Genomic DNA, 14,663 nt, shown 5'->3' on the forward strand with positions numbered 1-14,663 from the left:
ACATAGCAAAGACGATACTCCAGGAATTGCAAAATATTATTGGGGAAATAAATTTGTTTCAAAGCTTTTAAATAATACCAATTGGTCAAGCAAGAATGTTGAAACAGAAGGAATCCAGATTTCGAATGATCTTTATGTGGGAATTTCTTATCATGATACTTTGGCTACTAAAACTCTTGAAAACAGGTTATACGTAACCGCAAAAGCTTCTTGGTAAAACAGACTATAATTTATTAAGTTAAATTTATAAAGGATCCTAAGACAAAATTCCGTGTGAATTTTGCCTTAAGACCCTTTTTTTAGTTTTCAGGTGGTAATAAAAAGATAATGCCATATCCATACAGCGAACTATTTTTAGAGTATACATCTGCTGCAATTTTCCATCCAGAGAAATCTTTCATGGTATAGCCTTCAAACCCTGTTGCATTCTTAAATCCTGCAGGTATTGCTCTTTGGATGTATTGCCTGTAGGACATTTGGCCTGATTCGAGTTGTTTAATTTGAGCTTTAGTACCATCGATTGAACTCATTTTTAATTCATCAAGTTGTGATCCTAATTTTTTCCGTAAATATTCGCCCTGTTCATCTGGTGTTCCATTCATATCGTCTAAGGTTTTTTGTAACTTGGGATCGTGAATTGTCCCTGGAAACGCGTCGATAACTTGTTTCTGTAAAGGTAAGCTGGTTTCGGCAAAGTTGTATCTTCTTAGATATCCTCGCCAAATATAGCCCTTAACTGTTTGTGCACTATTTGATACGTAATAAAAGATACCGATTTTCTTTCCGTTAGTCATTTTGAAACTTTTCGAAACAGACCAAACGGTTTTAGGATAATTTTTGAGGTTATGAAGCTTTTTAGTAAGATTACGATTCCAGATATATGCATTTCGTTGTGTTTTCGCCTGAAACTTTGGCATGCTTGTAGAATAGTTTTTTGATTTAATAATGCGGTAAGCAGCTCGAGTAGTATCGGGATTGGTGGTGAAATTTATGCAACTAATGAGCAAGCCAAGAATACCGATAAAAAACATTTTTTTCATTATCTTCATTGTCAAAACATCTCCCTATTACTTATAAACTAATTGTTTAAACACAACTCTTTATGGTTCCAGAAAGTTCACAAATCCATACCCATTATATTTACTACGCTTATTTGACAACCATACAGCAACTTTCCAATTTTCAAAATTATTGAGGGAATATGCTTCGCTGCGAAAATCAGGAGATTGTTTAATTGTTTGTGGCAGTGATCTTTGAAGATAAGCGTTAAACGAGATCCTTTTGTCTTGTAAGTCGATTAAAGCAGCTTTACTTCCCGTAATCCCGGTAACCTTATATTTGTTAAATTCAGTACCAAGTTTATCTCGCATATATTCATTACGTTCATCGAGATTTCCAGATAATCCATCAATATTTTTTGAAGATGGGCATCATAAATTGTTCCAGGTAGCGAATTTAAAACTTCTTGCTTGCGTATCAAATTTCTTTGCCTTGATAAATAGCCACGCCAGACTAATCCTGTAATAGTTTTACCGGGATTCTCGATTCGATAGAAAATGCCAGTCCTTTTTCCATTGGTCATTTTGTAGCTTTTGGTGACATACCAATTTGCATTGGGACTATTTTTCATGTTATAGCGCTTTTGGGTTAAATTGTTATTCCAAACATAGACAGGTTTAATTGACGCGCGACTGCGGTAAGTCGGCAGGATGTTTGCATAACTTTTGGACTTGATGGTGTGATAGGGAACATTATTAGCACTTGCACTTTTTGGTAATGCAGCCCCTGATAGGCTGACGCAAACGACTAACATTAAAAATAACACCCATTTTTTCATTTGAATATTCCTTCTCTTCACTCGATTATACTAAAAAGGCCCATTTAATGTTTATTGCGAATGTGTCAATGAATTTTTTGACTTAAAGTGCACTTTAAGTAGTAAACTACATAAAGTTAAGAAAGGAATGAAGATATTGACAAATGGATTAATTTTAGGCGCCCATGGCCAAATTGCACAACTTGTCCGGCAAAGATTGCTAACCGAAACTGATGTTCATCTTACTTTATATTTAAGAAATTCGGATCGGATTAAAAAGACTAATCCGCAAAGAGAGACAATAATTGATGGGGATGTTAATGATTATCATAGGTTGACAACCGCGATGAAAAGCCAAGACATTGTTTATGCTAATTTAGGTGGTCGATTTGAACCAATGGCCAAAAACATTGTTAAAGCAATGACGGCAAATAACATTAATAGATTGATCTATGTTACCGGGTTGGGGCTTTATCATGAGGTACCTAATCCATTTGGTCAGTGGGTTGAAGACTCAGTTGGCCACGATGTGATGACAGACACCCGCCGTGCTGCCCAGATAATCGAGGAATCGAAAATTAATGCCACGATTATTCGCGCAGCTTACATGGACAATAACGATGAGATCGATTATGAATTAACTGAGAGAGGGACTCCCTTCAAAGGCACCGTTATATCACGAAAAAGTATCGCGGACTTGATCGTAAAAGTGATTAAGAATCCGAAATTGTACGAAAATAGTAGTTTGGGAATTGCCAAGCCGGGTACGAATGGTGATCGACCAATGTTTTAAATAATTTACTTTTTTGGTGACAATCAGCAATCGTGATTACACTAAAGGGGGATGGGACAAAAGTAATCTTGTCCCAGTCCCTATTTGTGTAATCACGATTATTACCGAGTCGAAGTCCCTCAGAGTATGAACGGCCTTTAGCTTCATCTCCAGTGTAACGAAAAAGATCCAGTCAGGAGCTGATTTTTATCAGTTTCTAACTGGATCTAATCTTAGATTGTTTAAAATTGATAATTTCCAACCCTCTTGTTCAGTCTTCTACAATTCCTTTCGCTTAATAATGGTTAATGCTAGTCCAAAACAAACAGCTAGAATTGCGAAGCTTGTCCAGATGTACGGTTGAAATTGATTAACTGTAATTTCTTTTAAACTGATTTTAACGGTAACACTAAAGAAATCGATGTATTTTAACCAGTTCCATTTAGTGATCATACTAAGAATTGAGATAAGCATCGGAAAGGCAACGATAAAAATCGCACTTCCAATCAATGAACTGGTTAACATGAGAATCACAATTGCCATACTGAAAACGACGCCGATAAAGAACGTCACGATGACTGCGGTTAATAAGGTTGTACTAAAAAGATTTCCCCAGCTGGTGCCAATTTTGCGGCCCAATGCGATACCGGTTAGAATGCCTGCAAGATAAAATGCAATGACTTGAATGAAAATATCTAAAAGCATTGTTACGAATTTAGCGATAATGAATCCTGAACGGGAAATTCCTGAAACAAGGGTGTTTTTATAAGTTTGCTGGCTAAATTCATAACCGATTACCATGACGAAAATACTAATGAAGGCATACATTAACACGCTGGAAGAAATGGTTAGTCCTCGAGTCCCAGATAATAAGGTCCATTGCATATTGGCCAGCCGGCCTAAGAAGTCCGCGGGTGCGCTAACCATAATCCCGCCAACGTTTTTAGAATAAACGGTGATCACACTAAAGAGGATGACTAAGATTAGCAACAAGTAATGGCCAAAAGTGTGAGTTTGTCGATAAAAATCAGCTCTTAATTGATTAATCATTGTTGGTTGCCTCCTTGATGCTGCAATAAGTTGGTATAGTATTGCTCCAATGAGCCTTCCTGCCGTGTGATATTGGTAACCGCAACGCCGTTTGTGACCAGTGTTTGATTAAGCTTGGCCGTATCAATTGAAAAATTGTGAATCAGGATTTGATGATCGTTGAGGACCGTAAATGAACCGATATTGTCATTATCCAATAGTTGGGCAGCCAGCTTAACATCGCTAACCCCCAAGAGAATGCCGGATTCATTTTCCTTATCTAAAGTTTCTTTGGTAACCTCTTTAATAAATTTACCGTGATGGATAAACCCAAATTTTGTTGAGACTTGATACAGTTCGGTTAAAATATGACTGGAAATTAGAATTGTGGTGTTTCGTTCTTGATTAAGCTGTTTTAATAACTTTCGAAACGCAACGATTCCTGATGGATCCAAGCCGTTAATTGGTTCATCCAAAATCAAAAAATCTGGTTGTGGTAAGAGTGCCAAGGCAAGCCCAAGTCGTTGACGTTGTCCCAATGACAGATGGCTGGCTTTGGTTTTTTGTTTGGCTGATAGGCCGACGAAATCAATCGTTTGATCAATCAGGTGCTTATCTTGAATACCATGTTGGATCGCGGTTAATTTGAGATTTTGGCGAACAGTTAATTTTTTAAACGCAGCTGGTGTTTCAATAACCGCACCGACGTGTTTAAGTGCCTGTTGATAATGAGTGGCTGATTCACCGAGTAACGTGATCTTGCCATCAGCCAGCGGTGACAGGTGGGTAATGAGGCGCATCAGAGTTGTTTTTCCAGCGCCGTTTTCACCGATTAGTCCATAGATATCGCCACGGTTAATCGAAAACGTGACGTCATTTAATGCTTGAAAATGACCAAAATGTTTACTGACGTGGTCGACCGTCAAAATTGTGGTGGTCATGTTGCTCATCTCCTTTTCATGATTAACAATACATGGCAATCCTTAAGTACCGACATAAGTAAACCTTAATTAAACCTAAATTGTGGCCGCTGGCTTGACGCGGTACACTTAACTTATATAAGGAGGGTTTGGTTATGGCAGCTGCAACCATTTTAATTGTTGAAGATCATGAGGATATTCGGACTTTATTAAGGGATGTTTTGGCTCCCGACTACACGATTGTTGAGGCTGTCGATGGGGTTAGTGCGCTTTCCAAATTTCATGACTCTCAGCCGGACTTGGTAATTTTGGATCTCATGCTACCGGGAATTATGGGGGAGAGTGTCCTTAAAACACTCCGCAAGACGTCGCAAGTTCCCGTTCTGGTTTTAACGGCGATTCAAGATAAACAAAAAATCGTTGAGCTGCTGGAAAATGGGGCTAATGATTATTTAACCAAACCGTTTGATATTGATGAGTTGATTGCCCGCGTCAAGGTTCAATTACGAGCCAATCAACCTTCCCAGCCGCAAGCTAAAATGCTTACTTATGGCAAAGTCTCGCTTAACCAGGAAACCCATCAAATCTTGGTGGCCGATCACGAACTGGTTTTACCTAAGAAAGAGTTCGCACTTCTACAAATTTTAATGACCCATCCCCACCAGGTTTTTCAAAAAGCACAACTTTATGAAACCGTCTGGGGTGAGCCCTATATTAATGCTGAAAATACTTTAAATGTCCATCTCAGTAATTTACGAACAAAAATTAGTGCTTTGTCGATTGATTCCCAATATGTCAACTCTATTTGGGGCATCGGCGTCCGATTTGATTAGGGGGGATAACGACGATGGTAGTAGTATTTCTAAGTATGCTTTGTTTGCTGTTGGCTGGTGTTTTGCTGTTAATTGTTATCGACATTCGACGGGTAACCAAAGAGTTAATTTACATTAATGAGCATACGACAAATGGGTTTGTGACGGCCAACACAAATTTTCCCTTAATTCGAAAACTAATCAGTGCCAGTAACCTTAGTCTCAAGGTTAGTCGAAAGTTGCAGCAGGCTCAGGCTCATCAGGAAAATCAGATTCGAAAGATGTTAACTAATTTAACCCATGATATTAAGACGCCATTAACCGTTTCAATGGGTTATGTTCAATTGATGGTTAAATCAGCAACGCAAGCACAACAACCACGGCTAAAGCGGATTGAACGCAACTTGGATTCAGTGAATTACTATCTTCGGTATTTAATGGACTTTAATCTTATGCAGGAAAAAAGTACCACCCTTAAGGTTAAGCAGGTGAATGTTTCGCATCTGTTGGAAAACGAATTGTTCAACTATTATGATGAATTTACTAAACAATCGTTGGAAATGACACCAGTTATTGAACCGGATGTGATGTTACAGACTGATGCAACCTTGCTAATTCGAGTTTGCCAAAATCTAATTGGCAATATTTTAAAGTATGGTCAAAAGCAGGCCCAGGTAACTTTGGCACCCATTGATGATACCCATATTAAAATTGAATTTGCGAATCGGGGAAACCAACTGCCCAAAGATCCAGCCCAGTTATTAAATCGGTTCTACACTGCCGATCAATCGCGATCGGATCAAAGCGTTGGCTTGGGGTTCAGTATTGTTCAATCATTGGTGACAACGCTGGGTGGTCGATTACACTTATCAACAGAAGATGGCTGGTTTCGGGTGGCGGTGATTTTGAAACCATTGAAGGATTGAATGTGGGGAAGTGATTTCATTAATTTTTATGCCAATTAAATGTATTTAGAGGGAAGGAATAAGTTGTTTTGGAACTAATCATAAAAAACTTACAAATGAATTTTAAAAATAAAGTTGCGTTGAAGGATGTCTCAATGAAACTAGAATCAGGCAGTGTTATCGGGTTAATTGGGCCTAATGGTGCTGGGAAGTCAACGTTGTTAAAAATCCTTTCAACAACACTGTTACCCTCTTCTGGCAGCGTGTCACTTAATGGTATTGACATTGTCAAGCATCCTAATCAAATGCGACGTGTCTTGGGATATTTACCTCAGCAAGTTCCATCCTATCCACAGTTAACGGCTTTTGAATATTTGGAATATATTGCTTCTTTAAAGGGATTACCTAAAAAACAGGTAACTTCCCAGATTAGAGGTTTATTGGAAAGATTCAGTCTGAACACAACCGGAAAACGGCGACTAAAAGATTTTTCGGGCGGCATGTTGCAGCGGGTTGGCATTATTGCAACATTGCTGGGTGACCCGAAAGTCATCATTGTTGATGAGCCCACCGTTGGTCTGGATCCGATTCAACGGGTTGTTTTAAGAGATGTCCTAAGCGAATTAGCCAAGAATCGGATTGTCGTAATGTCAACCCATATTATTTCAGACGTTGAAGCCGTTTCCTCAAATTTGGTCATGTTAAATCACGGTCGGTTGGCTTTTCAGGGAACCACGGATACGTTACTGGCAAGTGCCGCAGGTAAGGTTTGGGAGTACGTTGTTCCAACTAATCAAGCACCCAAAAATCTAACTGGTATTAGTTCTTTAGTTCAAAGATCGGATGGTGTTCATATCAGAATGGTTGCGGATACGCCACCCAGTAAAACAGCTAAAGAAGTTTCGCCTAATTTGGAAGATGCCAGTTTAGCTATTTTGGAAGGTTCGATGAAAAAGTGATTCGAGTATTTAAAGCGAGTTTGTTCGAAAGAACTCGAAGTAAGTCGTTTTGGATGTTAGTAATAGCTGTCTTATTTATTTCGGTTATCTGTACGCCGCAACACCACGCGTCTATTCAGGTTTTAGCCATTGACCCGGGAACGTTCAAACAGGATGACAATCCGTCGTGGATTCCGATGGGTGCTGCGCTTATATTGGGGCTTTTTCAACCGATATTCGGATATGCATTTATTAAGAATGCAATTGGTATGGATCAAATTTATGGCGTTTATCAATTGATTAACACGATGGACTTTCACAGTTTCCGATATGCTTGGGGGAAGTTTGCGGCCAACTTTACGATTCTCTTAGCTTTTTGGATAACGACCGTTATTGGTACGTTTGGGATGCTATTGATCAGATTTCCTGGTAAGTGGTTACCTGTTTGGCAGTTTGCCGGACCATTCTTAGTCCTGTTACCGGGAATGGCATTTATTGCGGTATTTTCGATGGTTATTGATTCATTTCCAGCTTTGCAGAAATCTGCGGGGACCGTGTTGGGGACGTTTGGCTTATTAATTTTATACGCATTTAGTTTTATTCGCCAAGCCACTTGGTTAAGGCTATTTGATGTGTCTGGAACCTCTTATCTTGGTAAAACGATTTCTCAATCAGTTGCGACTGCTGCTGATGGTAAGACACTAAAAAGTTTAATGATCTTTGCAAATATGAATGATCAAGCACATATAGGAACCAAGGAACTGCTTATTTTACCTATTAAATTAAAAGAAATCGATTTACTGTTCATGCTTGGTGAACTTGTCTTAATCGGTTTAATGGTTATCTTAGTGGCTGGGTTAGTTAAACGAAGAAAAGGGTTTGCCGATAGTCGGTTAATGAGGGATTTAAGGGCGCGTTCTAATACAAGCCCTGAAGTAGTGGTACCAACTCGAGAGAGTAATCAATTCAACTTTGTACCGATTAAAACTAGTCATTTTAACTACATGCATCATATTGGTCTTGAATTCAATCGAGTTAGGAAATCAGTTTCTAAAAAAGTTCAGTTTTTCATAGTAGTTGTGTGGATAATTAGCTGGTTGGTTTCCGTTTTGGCCGAAAGAAATATGATGGTTCCCTTAATTTTCTTATTGTCGATTCCGTTACTTTCAGAACTTGGAGTTGCTTCACAATCGAATCATTTATTTAATTGGCTTAAGACGATTCCTAAAGGTCAAAGACATCAAATAAATGCTGAAAGTGTTGCTGGCATTCTTGTTTTGATTGGTTTGACAATTCCAATTTTTGTGAAGTTACCGGAAGATTCTTTGCTGTTAATTGCATTTGAAATGGTGATTGTCTTGTTAGCTCAGTTACTGGGTTTGTTAACGAAAAATAGTCGATTGTTAACTGTTTTGGCAGCCCTTTTCTGGTTCGTTTATTTAAATGGGATGACAGCCATTTTACCGATTGGAAAGCCAGGAGCATTCTTCATGACAACTTTTTATGGTGGATTAGCAATTGTTATGTGGTTTTGTCTTCAAGGTGTTGTTTTGAAAAAATTCGAGAAATGATTGTATTAAAAACGTTTCTTCAAAATTTGACTAAGTAATCCCAATATCCTTTCAGATTTGAAGGGATATTGGGATTATTTAGTCAACTGGTTTGTTTTCGGTGCAAATACCAAGTTGCCAGTCGATAGGCGATACAAAATATGGTCAGAAAGCAACCAACTTCACAAATAATATCGGTAACGTGCCAAATTGCCAAGAAGATACTTGGCAGGGCAGTTGGAAATAAGAATTGGGGAATAAAAAAAGTCACACAGCCGGCAATTAAGCTCGCAGAATCTTCCTTGGTGAATATTTCAGTCGGTTTCCTAAATCTGGTAAAGGAGAAAATTGATCGTGAAAAGTGAATCCCGATGACGTTACCGCAACTGGCCAAAACTAGCAACAGTAATTTGAGTCCGATGGTGGTTGCGGTAAACAAAGAAAGGTAGACAGCACATGCAATGCCTAAACCATCAAAAATTGAGAGCCATTTCATTTTTGATTTGGAAGATCACCTTTCGTTAATTTGGAAGTGACTTGATCTTTTAGGAGTGCTGATGGTTTTTAATACCATGATAAATGGTTTCAACCAGAAATGTTGTGATATGCAGCGAAATATAGACACTCGCGATCAAGCCGAAGATAGCGAGCAAAAAATTGTTTTGATATATTAAGCCCAAGATTCCTACGATTAAATCAATCGATGTTACTGGTCCCAAAAAATGTTCCAAAAATTGAAACCATTTTGAATATTTTGAAAGAAATGCTTTATAACGTTGCCGATTCAACTCGTATCCTTCTTATGTTAAATAATGGGATCAGCCTTATTTTGTGAATGATGGATATAGATTTGATTTCTAATTGGTTATAACTAACCATTTCAAGTTATCATGGCTGCTTTTTAATGTCAATATTGTCAGCGACGAAAAAAATGGATTAGACTTTTGTGAATTAAATCAATGATTTCTCTTTTTTACTGATTTATCGGTTCACAATGTAATCGGCGAACACGCTGCAATAATGATTGTGGCTGCTAAATATGTTCGACTAAAGGTTTTGTTGAATTATTGGTCTTTATCGTAGCTGATATAGGCCCCTTGAAATCCGACAGTGGGTTATGTATAATTTACCCCAAGAAAAATCTTATAATAATATACATAAATTCATTGATTCGGGCTATTCAATGACCGATTCATTATGGTGAACTTTCGATTAGTGTTTAAGAAAGCGCGCTTAATAATTTATAGTAGCGAGTAGTTTTGTGGAAACTTAATAAGACGAGGGAGATATTCGATGTTAGATCGGTTGGTCAAAGTAAGGAATCAATTAAGAACTCAACATCCCGTTGCGACTATTTGGTTGATATTTATGCTTGTGGATGGGGGTAATTTGTTAATGCAACTTGCTGCTCATCGCAATGGTAGGGATTTGGTTAGCCGTTTTATCTCTCAAGGAATTATTATCACGGTTGGTGCGTGCTTAATATGGGTTTGGATAAATCGGAAAGGTGGCCGTATTTATTTGGTAAATAACATGGTAAAAGGCATTGCGCAGCATCCCATCATCACTGTGTGGTTTGTATTTATGATTGGAAACAGCATTCCGTCGCTAATTCAATGGTCAATTGACGGGTTTATTTTCCAAGAAGCAGTCGTGACCGTTGCCATGTATTTGATGTGGGTCTGGGCCAATCGAAAAGAATTACTCCGGAATAAATTTAGTATCTCTGCCTTAATGCTTCTGTTTGGCATTTTACTGGTTGGAATTGCCCTTCACGTGATCGCCGGTAAATATGTCATATTAACTTATTTGATTGCCGGCTGTTGCTGGTTAGGATCATTTAGTCTAGCAGTTAAAGAAATGAGAAAAAATTCAAATGCATAGAAATCGTCAGTCCGATGACTTCCATCTGTAATTGCTGGAATAATAAGCTTTGATATTGAAGGAGTGATTCTGGGCAAATGAAAGAATTAACATATTATGTCCAACCAAATGAGCAAAGTCCCTTGTTTAAAGCTTTCCAGACGCTAATCTCTTTAAGAAAAGAAGGGCGTTTAAAGAAATCATTAGCGGGATATCACTTATCTATCGTGAAAATTGGCGCAGATATGGATATTCCGAAAGTGACTAATAAACAGCTATTGGATCTGCTTAAGAATCATAGAAATGATGCGCTACCGATCGTCACATTAGACGACCGAATCATCAAAATTGGTGGATTTTTAACACCGAGTGAAATTTCACAACGGTTTGAAGGCTTATCGTTACAAATAAACGATGATAGTGATCGATAACTATACGCTAAAAATGGCTAAATTGTGATTGCTTATGTCGACGGTCGCAGTTACATTAAACAATTCGAACATACGGAACGAACCTGCCAACTAATTAGCTTAAATCGAAAGTATGCCCCCATTGAGGTTCAAGATAATCCCAGTTTTCAAATTAAGGGTATTGTAATCGGCACCCTTAGTAATTAGACAGGTTATTTAAAAGCCCCCACATCAGGAAATTCTTGATGAGGGGGCTTTTTTCTATCCAAATTGTCAATACTCTGGCGTTAAGTGGTCGTAGGGATGACGCACTATTTAGCTGAAATGACGATATGCTATAAGCGTCAAATCGATTTGATACAGAAAATCTTTTAATTCCGGAGTTAGAAGATTTAAATCAAAAAACATTAAATTTAGAAAAAGGTAATTATTATGGCAGAAGCCACAAAAAGATTTGAATTAAAAATGCCGGGTAACCAAGTGGTACAAAAATTTTATTTAGATTCTGACAACACGGCATACGCTTTACAAATGTACGGGAACAGCGGAAAGGATATGAAGTTGTGCTACGGAACTATTGATCCTAACCAAGCAGTTATTGACTTTACCAAACCTGGCTTTACACAAATAAACTTGTATAATTTTGGGCATGGTCAAACTTTTGAGCCATTCACTGATTCAGCTGGTAATAAGTGGGCTTGGGTGGCAACTTATGCTAGCTCAACCGAAAAAGACAACTTGGGTGCTTCCTGGGCAAGTCGCATTGGCGTTATTAAGCTTGATGGTCAAGCTAAGAATGCCAGTGATGTGCCAGCAATTACGTATTTAAACTATTTGGGTACTGGGAAAACCAAAAATATGAGTATGCATAGAGTTGATGCAGCTTTGTCCAGTGACAAAACCCGCTTAGCGATCTGGACACAAGCCGCTGGTGACACACAAACTACAAACAAACAAATTACGGCTTTGAATGCTCAGCCGCTGTTTGAGGCATTGCAGTCAGGCAATGTTAATGCTAAGACAGACCCAAGGATGGTTAAGGGCGGTAGCTTTTACGTCTCTAGTCGGAACATTACAAAATATGTTTATCCGCAAAAATCTTGGCAAGGAATGGAACTATCTGATAAACGATCACCAGAAAATGGCGGTTACAATTGGTTGTATTTCACCAGTGGACAAGCAGTCAAAGGTTCAAAACCAATGATTATTCGCGCACCCTGGAATGTTTTTAGTGCCACTCCTGTCGAACGTGTCATGACCTTTTCGGATCTATCCGGAGCGGTAGAAATCGAGGCACCACAATTGACTGGTAACGATATTCTGTTTGGGATTGAGCAAGGCCCATCTGGTCATAAAACCCATTATATTTACAGCGTTAAAAAATCTATTTTTTAGATAAAAAAGCCCTTCCTGAGTAAGGAAGGGGTACATATTATTTGCTTTATTTGGGAATTCCAAGCTGAATGGCACACGCTTGATAATCTACCATGTCGCGAAAGCCTGGCAGAGTGACTGGATATCGGTACTGATTAGCTAAGTTAAAGCCTCTTTGGTCATCATAAGAGTCCGCATAGCCGACAATGTCTAAGCCAATGTCGTAATCAGACATACTATTTCTTTTATTCTGATCATACCCCAACTCCGTAAGCCGTTGGTCAATTAAGTTAATAGCTTTAGAGGGCGCCATACGTTCATATTCACTAACGGACCACTTACCAGTTTGTTTATTTAAATCCAGCTCTTTAGTATTTGTAAAACTATTTAGTAGATAAGCGTTTTGAGGCTGAGTGAGGTACAGGCTCTTAGACAGATTTAGATTAATTTTAGAATTAGGAAACAGCTTAGCAACCATTCGAGTTAACTTTAGCGCTTTATTGCTATTTAGGTCGTTAAGGTAGGCCTGTTGGCTATTAAAGAGAACCGGCAACTTAATAATGCTTTTTTTGAAATAACCGTACCAGGCAATCCCTTTAACTTTTTTATTGTATGCCGAATATAACTTGTAATACACTTCGTTTTTGCCTTTAACGGGTTTCACAAATGCCTTGGAAACCAACCAGACAGTGTTAGGATAGTTTTTTAAATTATGAATTCGTTTGGTTTGGGTATTATTCCAAATATAAGCTTTCTGACTTTTGGTGCTTGAATAATACGGAATCGGCCCTGTAAATTTGGAGCCATCAAAAGAATAGTTGCTTGGAATGGTGTTGGCAGATACCGAGCCAACACTTGCTAGACTAAGAAAAATAGCCCCTAACAGTAACAGAAATGACAAACTCTTTTTTAGCATATTAAATACCTCCACTACATGCATTATAACAAAAAAGATTACATATTTAGAAAGTCCTGTCCATGAAAAGAAAAGATTCAATATCAGTAACTTAATCGCTAAACCGATCAATAATATCCTCTTCATTTACTTAAAACTGTATCAGTGACCGTTATCATTTGCCAATAACTTTGGCTGAAGTTAAGCATCTATCACGTTTATTGAAGATTGTTTTACCAAGTGCTAGCTCGGATTCAAGCTTTGAGTTGACCCAAAATAGAACCTAAGTGTTGTTGAAATGATCATTAAAGCCCAAAACAGCCAATCATTTTAACAGATTCGTTAAAATAATTGGCTGTTTTGAAGCTATGAATAATTCGGGTAAATATAAGATTCCGTAGAGTATCAAAAAATACTAATTCTACGAGATCTTTTAGTAATTTGCCCCGGAAGTGATTAGATTTTGGATTATTTAGATTTTCCAATGACAATTGTTTGGCCATTAAGACCATCGCTAATTGGCAGATATTTATTTGAGAGGTATATCCCAATGATAAACTTTTGGTGGCGCGTCTCAGCACCATAACCATTCGCGTTTAGAAGCCGTTTGATCTTTACATATCGCTGATTAATTGAGAGATGATCGGAATACATATTCAAAAAGTCATTTAACTTACTTACTTTATCGTATGGTAAAACAACATTACTTATATGATACGTAGCTGAATTTAATCCTAAGCCAGCCTTGGCTAAATCAAGTGAAATGGTACTATTTGGAAATAAGGCCATTACTTTGCGGGTTAGCACTTGCGAGGGGGATAATTTAACATATCGCTGATACTCGTGATTATTATAAAAGTTCAAAATATCGACCGTACTGATGTTTTGAAAATTTGGATTGTGTCCCTGTCTCAAGTAACCATGCCAAACGTAACCGATCGCTTTTACTGGCTTATTGTCGGCAACAACTTGATTCACATGATAATAAACGGATTTTTTACCATGATGTTCAAAGATTGCAACTGCATTTCTGAGCCAAGTCGTATTCGGATAATTTTTTAGATTATGTCTTACTTTACTGTGGTTTGAATTCCAAATGGCAGCTGAATGTTTTGGATTTCTTGCGTAGTATAACGGGCCGTTATGCGTTGTCGTTTCTTTCAGTGTTTTTTGGCTATCATATTTGATACTGACTAACTTATATGAAGAACTTGCAACCGCTGGGGAACCACTGTAAATACCGGTTCCAATAATGATGCCAATTATTAGCCAAAAAAGTTTTTTCATTATTTTTTCTCCATTTCTCTGGATTATAGCGGTTAATATGTTTTAAATGTGGATTTGCGGTTGCTTTTGCTTACCTGTTAGATGAATCGGAC

The 14,663-nt window shown here is 38.0% G+C and carries 16 protein-coding genes; 9 read left to right on the forward strand and 7 right to left on the reverse strand.

Annotated features, from left to right (window positions below; genetic code table 11):
• Window positions 1-299 precede the first annotated feature (299 nt).
• Together FC85_RS11905 and FC85_RS11910 are read right to left on the reverse strand one after the other, a co-directional pair.
• Window positions 300-1,049, reverse strand: a complete 750-nt coding sequence (locus FC85_RS11905) for a hypothetical protein (RefSeq protein WP_057865762.1) — start codon at window positions 1,047-1,049, stop codon at window positions 300-302.
• Between the two features lie 248 nt (window positions 1,050-1,297).
• Window positions 1,298-1,837 carry a hypothetical protein gene (locus FC85_RS11910; protein WP_057865763.1) on the reverse strand — a complete coding sequence of 180 codons (540 nt, stop codon included), beginning with the start codon at window positions 1,835-1,837 and terminating at the stop codon, window positions 1,298-1,300.
• Window positions 1,838-1,973: 136 nt separating this feature from the next.
• On the opposite strand from FC85_RS11910, the gene FC85_RS11915 reads away from it, so the two are divergent.
• Entirely contained in the window at window positions 1,974-2,609 is a 636-nt protein-coding gene (locus tag FC85_RS11915; protein WP_057865764.1) for an NAD(P)H-binding protein, read from the forward strand.
• A 258-nt stretch (window positions 2,610-2,867) separates the two neighbouring features.
• Here FC85_RS11915 and FC85_RS15565 read toward each other — a convergent pair whose 3' ends face one another.
• Both FC85_RS15565 and FC85_RS11930 read right to left on the reverse strand, forming a co-directional pair.
• On the reverse strand, window positions 2,868-3,638 hold the full coding sequence (locus FC85_RS15565) for an ABC transporter permease (RefSeq protein WP_083485132.1): 771 nt from the start codon (window positions 3,636-3,638) through the stop codon (window positions 2,868-2,870).
• On the reverse strand, window positions 3,635-4,558 hold the full coding sequence (locus tag FC85_RS11930) for an ABC transporter ATP-binding protein (protein WP_057865765.1): 924 nt from the start codon (window positions 4,556-4,558) through the stop codon (window positions 3,635-3,637). Before FC85_RS11930 ends, FC85_RS15565 begins: the two co-directional genes overlap by 4 nt.
• A gap of 134 nt (window positions 4,559-4,692) precedes the next feature.
• Between FC85_RS11930 and FC85_RS11935 the strand changes: the two genes are divergently transcribed.
• The 4 genes from FC85_RS11935 to FC85_RS11950 all read left to right on the forward strand — a co-directional run bounded on the left by FC85_RS11935 (window position 4,693) and on the right by FC85_RS11950 (window position 8,763).
• Window positions 4,693-5,370, forward strand: a complete 678-nt coding sequence (locus tag FC85_RS11935; protein WP_057865766.1) for a response regulator transcription factor — start codon at window positions 4,693-4,695, stop codon at window positions 5,368-5,370.
• A 14-nt stretch (window positions 5,371-5,384) separates the two neighbouring features.
• Complete coding sequence (locus FC85_RS11940; RefSeq protein WP_057865767.1) at window positions 5,385-6,275, forward strand: sensor histidine kinase; 891 nt, start codon at window positions 5,385-5,387, stop codon at window positions 6,273-6,275.
• 68 nt (window positions 6,276-6,343) lie between these two features.
• Window positions 6,344-7,213, forward strand: a complete 870-nt coding sequence (locus tag FC85_RS11945) for an ATP-binding cassette domain-containing protein (protein WP_057865768.1) — start codon at window positions 6,344-6,346, stop codon at window positions 7,211-7,213.
• A complete protein-coding gene (locus tag FC85_RS11950) occupies window positions 7,210-8,763 on the forward strand; it encodes a hypothetical protein (RefSeq protein WP_057865769.1) in 1,554 nt (517 codons plus the stop codon). Before FC85_RS11945 ends, FC85_RS11950 begins: the two co-directional genes overlap by 4 nt.
• 82 nt (window positions 8,764-8,845) lie before the next feature.
• On the opposite strand, the gene FC85_RS11955 is transcribed toward FC85_RS11950, so the two are convergent.
• The gene (locus FC85_RS11955; RefSeq protein WP_057865770.1) at window positions 8,846-9,238 is read right to left on the reverse strand and encodes a hypothetical protein; all 393 of its coding nucleotides are present in this window, start codon (window positions 9,236-9,238) and stop codon (window positions 8,846-8,848) included.
• 797 nt (window positions 9,239-10,035) lie between these two features.
• On the opposite strand from FC85_RS11955, the gene FC85_RS11965 reads away from it, so the two are divergent.
• The 4 genes from FC85_RS11965 (at window position 10,036) to FC85_RS11975 (ending at window position 12,410) form a co-directional block, all read left to right on the forward strand.
• A complete protein-coding gene (locus FC85_RS11965) occupies window positions 10,036-10,626 on the forward strand; it encodes a hypothetical protein (RefSeq protein ID WP_057865772.1) in 591 nt (196 codons plus the stop codon).
• Window positions 10,627-10,703: 77 nt separating this feature from the next.
• Window positions 10,704-11,036 (forward strand): hypothetical protein, encoded by a 333-nt coding sequence (locus FC85_RS11970; RefSeq protein WP_057865773.1) that lies wholly within the window; start codon window positions 10,704-10,706, stop codon window positions 11,034-11,036.
• Between the two features lie 24 nt (window positions 11,037-11,060).
• Window positions 11,061-11,222, forward strand: a complete 162-nt coding sequence (locus FC85_RS16280) for a S24 family peptidase (RefSeq protein WP_225427569.1) — start codon at window positions 11,061-11,063, stop codon at window positions 11,220-11,222.
• Between the two features lie 225 nt (window positions 11,223-11,447).
• Window positions 11,448-12,410, forward strand: a complete 963-nt coding sequence (locus FC85_RS11975; RefSeq protein ID WP_057865774.1) for a helveticin J family class III bacteriocin — start codon at window positions 11,448-11,450, stop codon at window positions 12,408-12,410.
• A gap of 46 nt (window positions 12,411-12,456) precedes the next feature.
• Here the strand turns inward: FC85_RS11975 and FC85_RS11980 are convergent, their stop codons facing one another.
• A complete protein-coding gene (locus FC85_RS11980) occupies window positions 12,457-13,305 on the reverse strand; it encodes a D-alanyl-D-alanine carboxypeptidase (RefSeq protein ID WP_225427570.1) in 849 nt (282 codons plus the stop codon).
• A 447-nt stretch (window positions 13,306-13,752) separates the two neighbouring features.
• Window positions 13,753-14,571 carry a hypothetical protein gene (locus FC85_RS11985; RefSeq protein ID WP_057865775.1) on the reverse strand — a complete coding sequence of 273 codons (819 nt, stop codon included), beginning with the start codon at window positions 14,569-14,571 and terminating at the stop codon, window positions 13,753-13,755.
• Window positions 14,572-14,663 lie beyond the last annotated feature (92 nt).

This window comes from Lentilactobacillus diolivorans DSM 14421, from assembly GCF_001434255.1.
In the GTDB taxonomy this organism is placed as follows: Bacteria; Bacillota; Bacilli; order Lactobacillales; family Lactobacillaceae; genus Lentilactobacillus; species Lentilactobacillus diolivorans.

Bases quoted from the DNA above. Each gene is read 5' to 3' on its own strand.
- FC85_RS11905 (WP_057865762.1), bottom strand. From the start codon at position 1,049: ATGAAGATAATGAAAAAAATGTTTTTTATCGGTATTCTTGGCTTGCTC.
- FC85_RS11910 (WP_057865763.1), bottom strand. From the start codon at position 1,837: ATGAAAAAATGGGTGTTATTTTTAATGTTAGTCGTTTGCGTCAGCCTA.
- FC85_RS15565 (WP_083485132.1), bottom strand. From the start codon at position 3,638: ATGATTAATCAATTAAGAGCTGATTTTTATCGACAAACTCACACTTTT.
- FC85_RS11930 (WP_057865765.1), bottom strand. From the start codon at position 4,558: ATGACCACCACAATTTTGACGGTCGACCACGTCAGTAAACATTTTGGT.
- FC85_RS11935 (WP_057865766.1), top strand. From the start codon at position 4,693: ATGGCAGCTGCAACCATTTTAATTGTTGAAGATCATGAGGATATTCGG.
- FC85_RS11940 (WP_057865767.1), top strand. From the start codon at position 5,385: ATGGTAGTAGTATTTCTAAGTATGCTTTGTTTGCTGTTGGCTGGTGTT.
- FC85_RS11955 (WP_057865770.1), bottom strand. From the start codon at position 9,238: ATGAAATGGCTCTCAATTTTTGATGGTTTAGGCATTGCATGTGCTGTC.
- FC85_RS11965 (WP_057865772.1), top strand. From the start codon at position 10,036: ATGTTAGATCGGTTGGTCAAAGTAAGGAATCAATTAAGAACTCAACAT.
- FC85_RS11970 (WP_057865773.1), top strand. From the start codon at position 10,704: ATGAAAGAATTAACATATTATGTCCAACCAAATGAGCAAAGTCCCTTG.
- FC85_RS11975 (WP_057865774.1), top strand. From the start codon at position 11,448: ATGGCAGAAGCCACAAAAAGATTTGAATTAAAAATGCCGGGTAACCAA.
- FC85_RS11980 (WP_225427570.1), bottom strand. From the start codon at position 13,305: ATGCTAAAAAAGAGTTTGTCATTTCTGTTACTGTTAGGGGCTATTTTT.
- FC85_RS11985 (WP_057865775.1), bottom strand. From the start codon at position 14,571: ATGAAAAAACTTTTTTGGCTAATAATTGGCATCATTATTGGAACCGGT.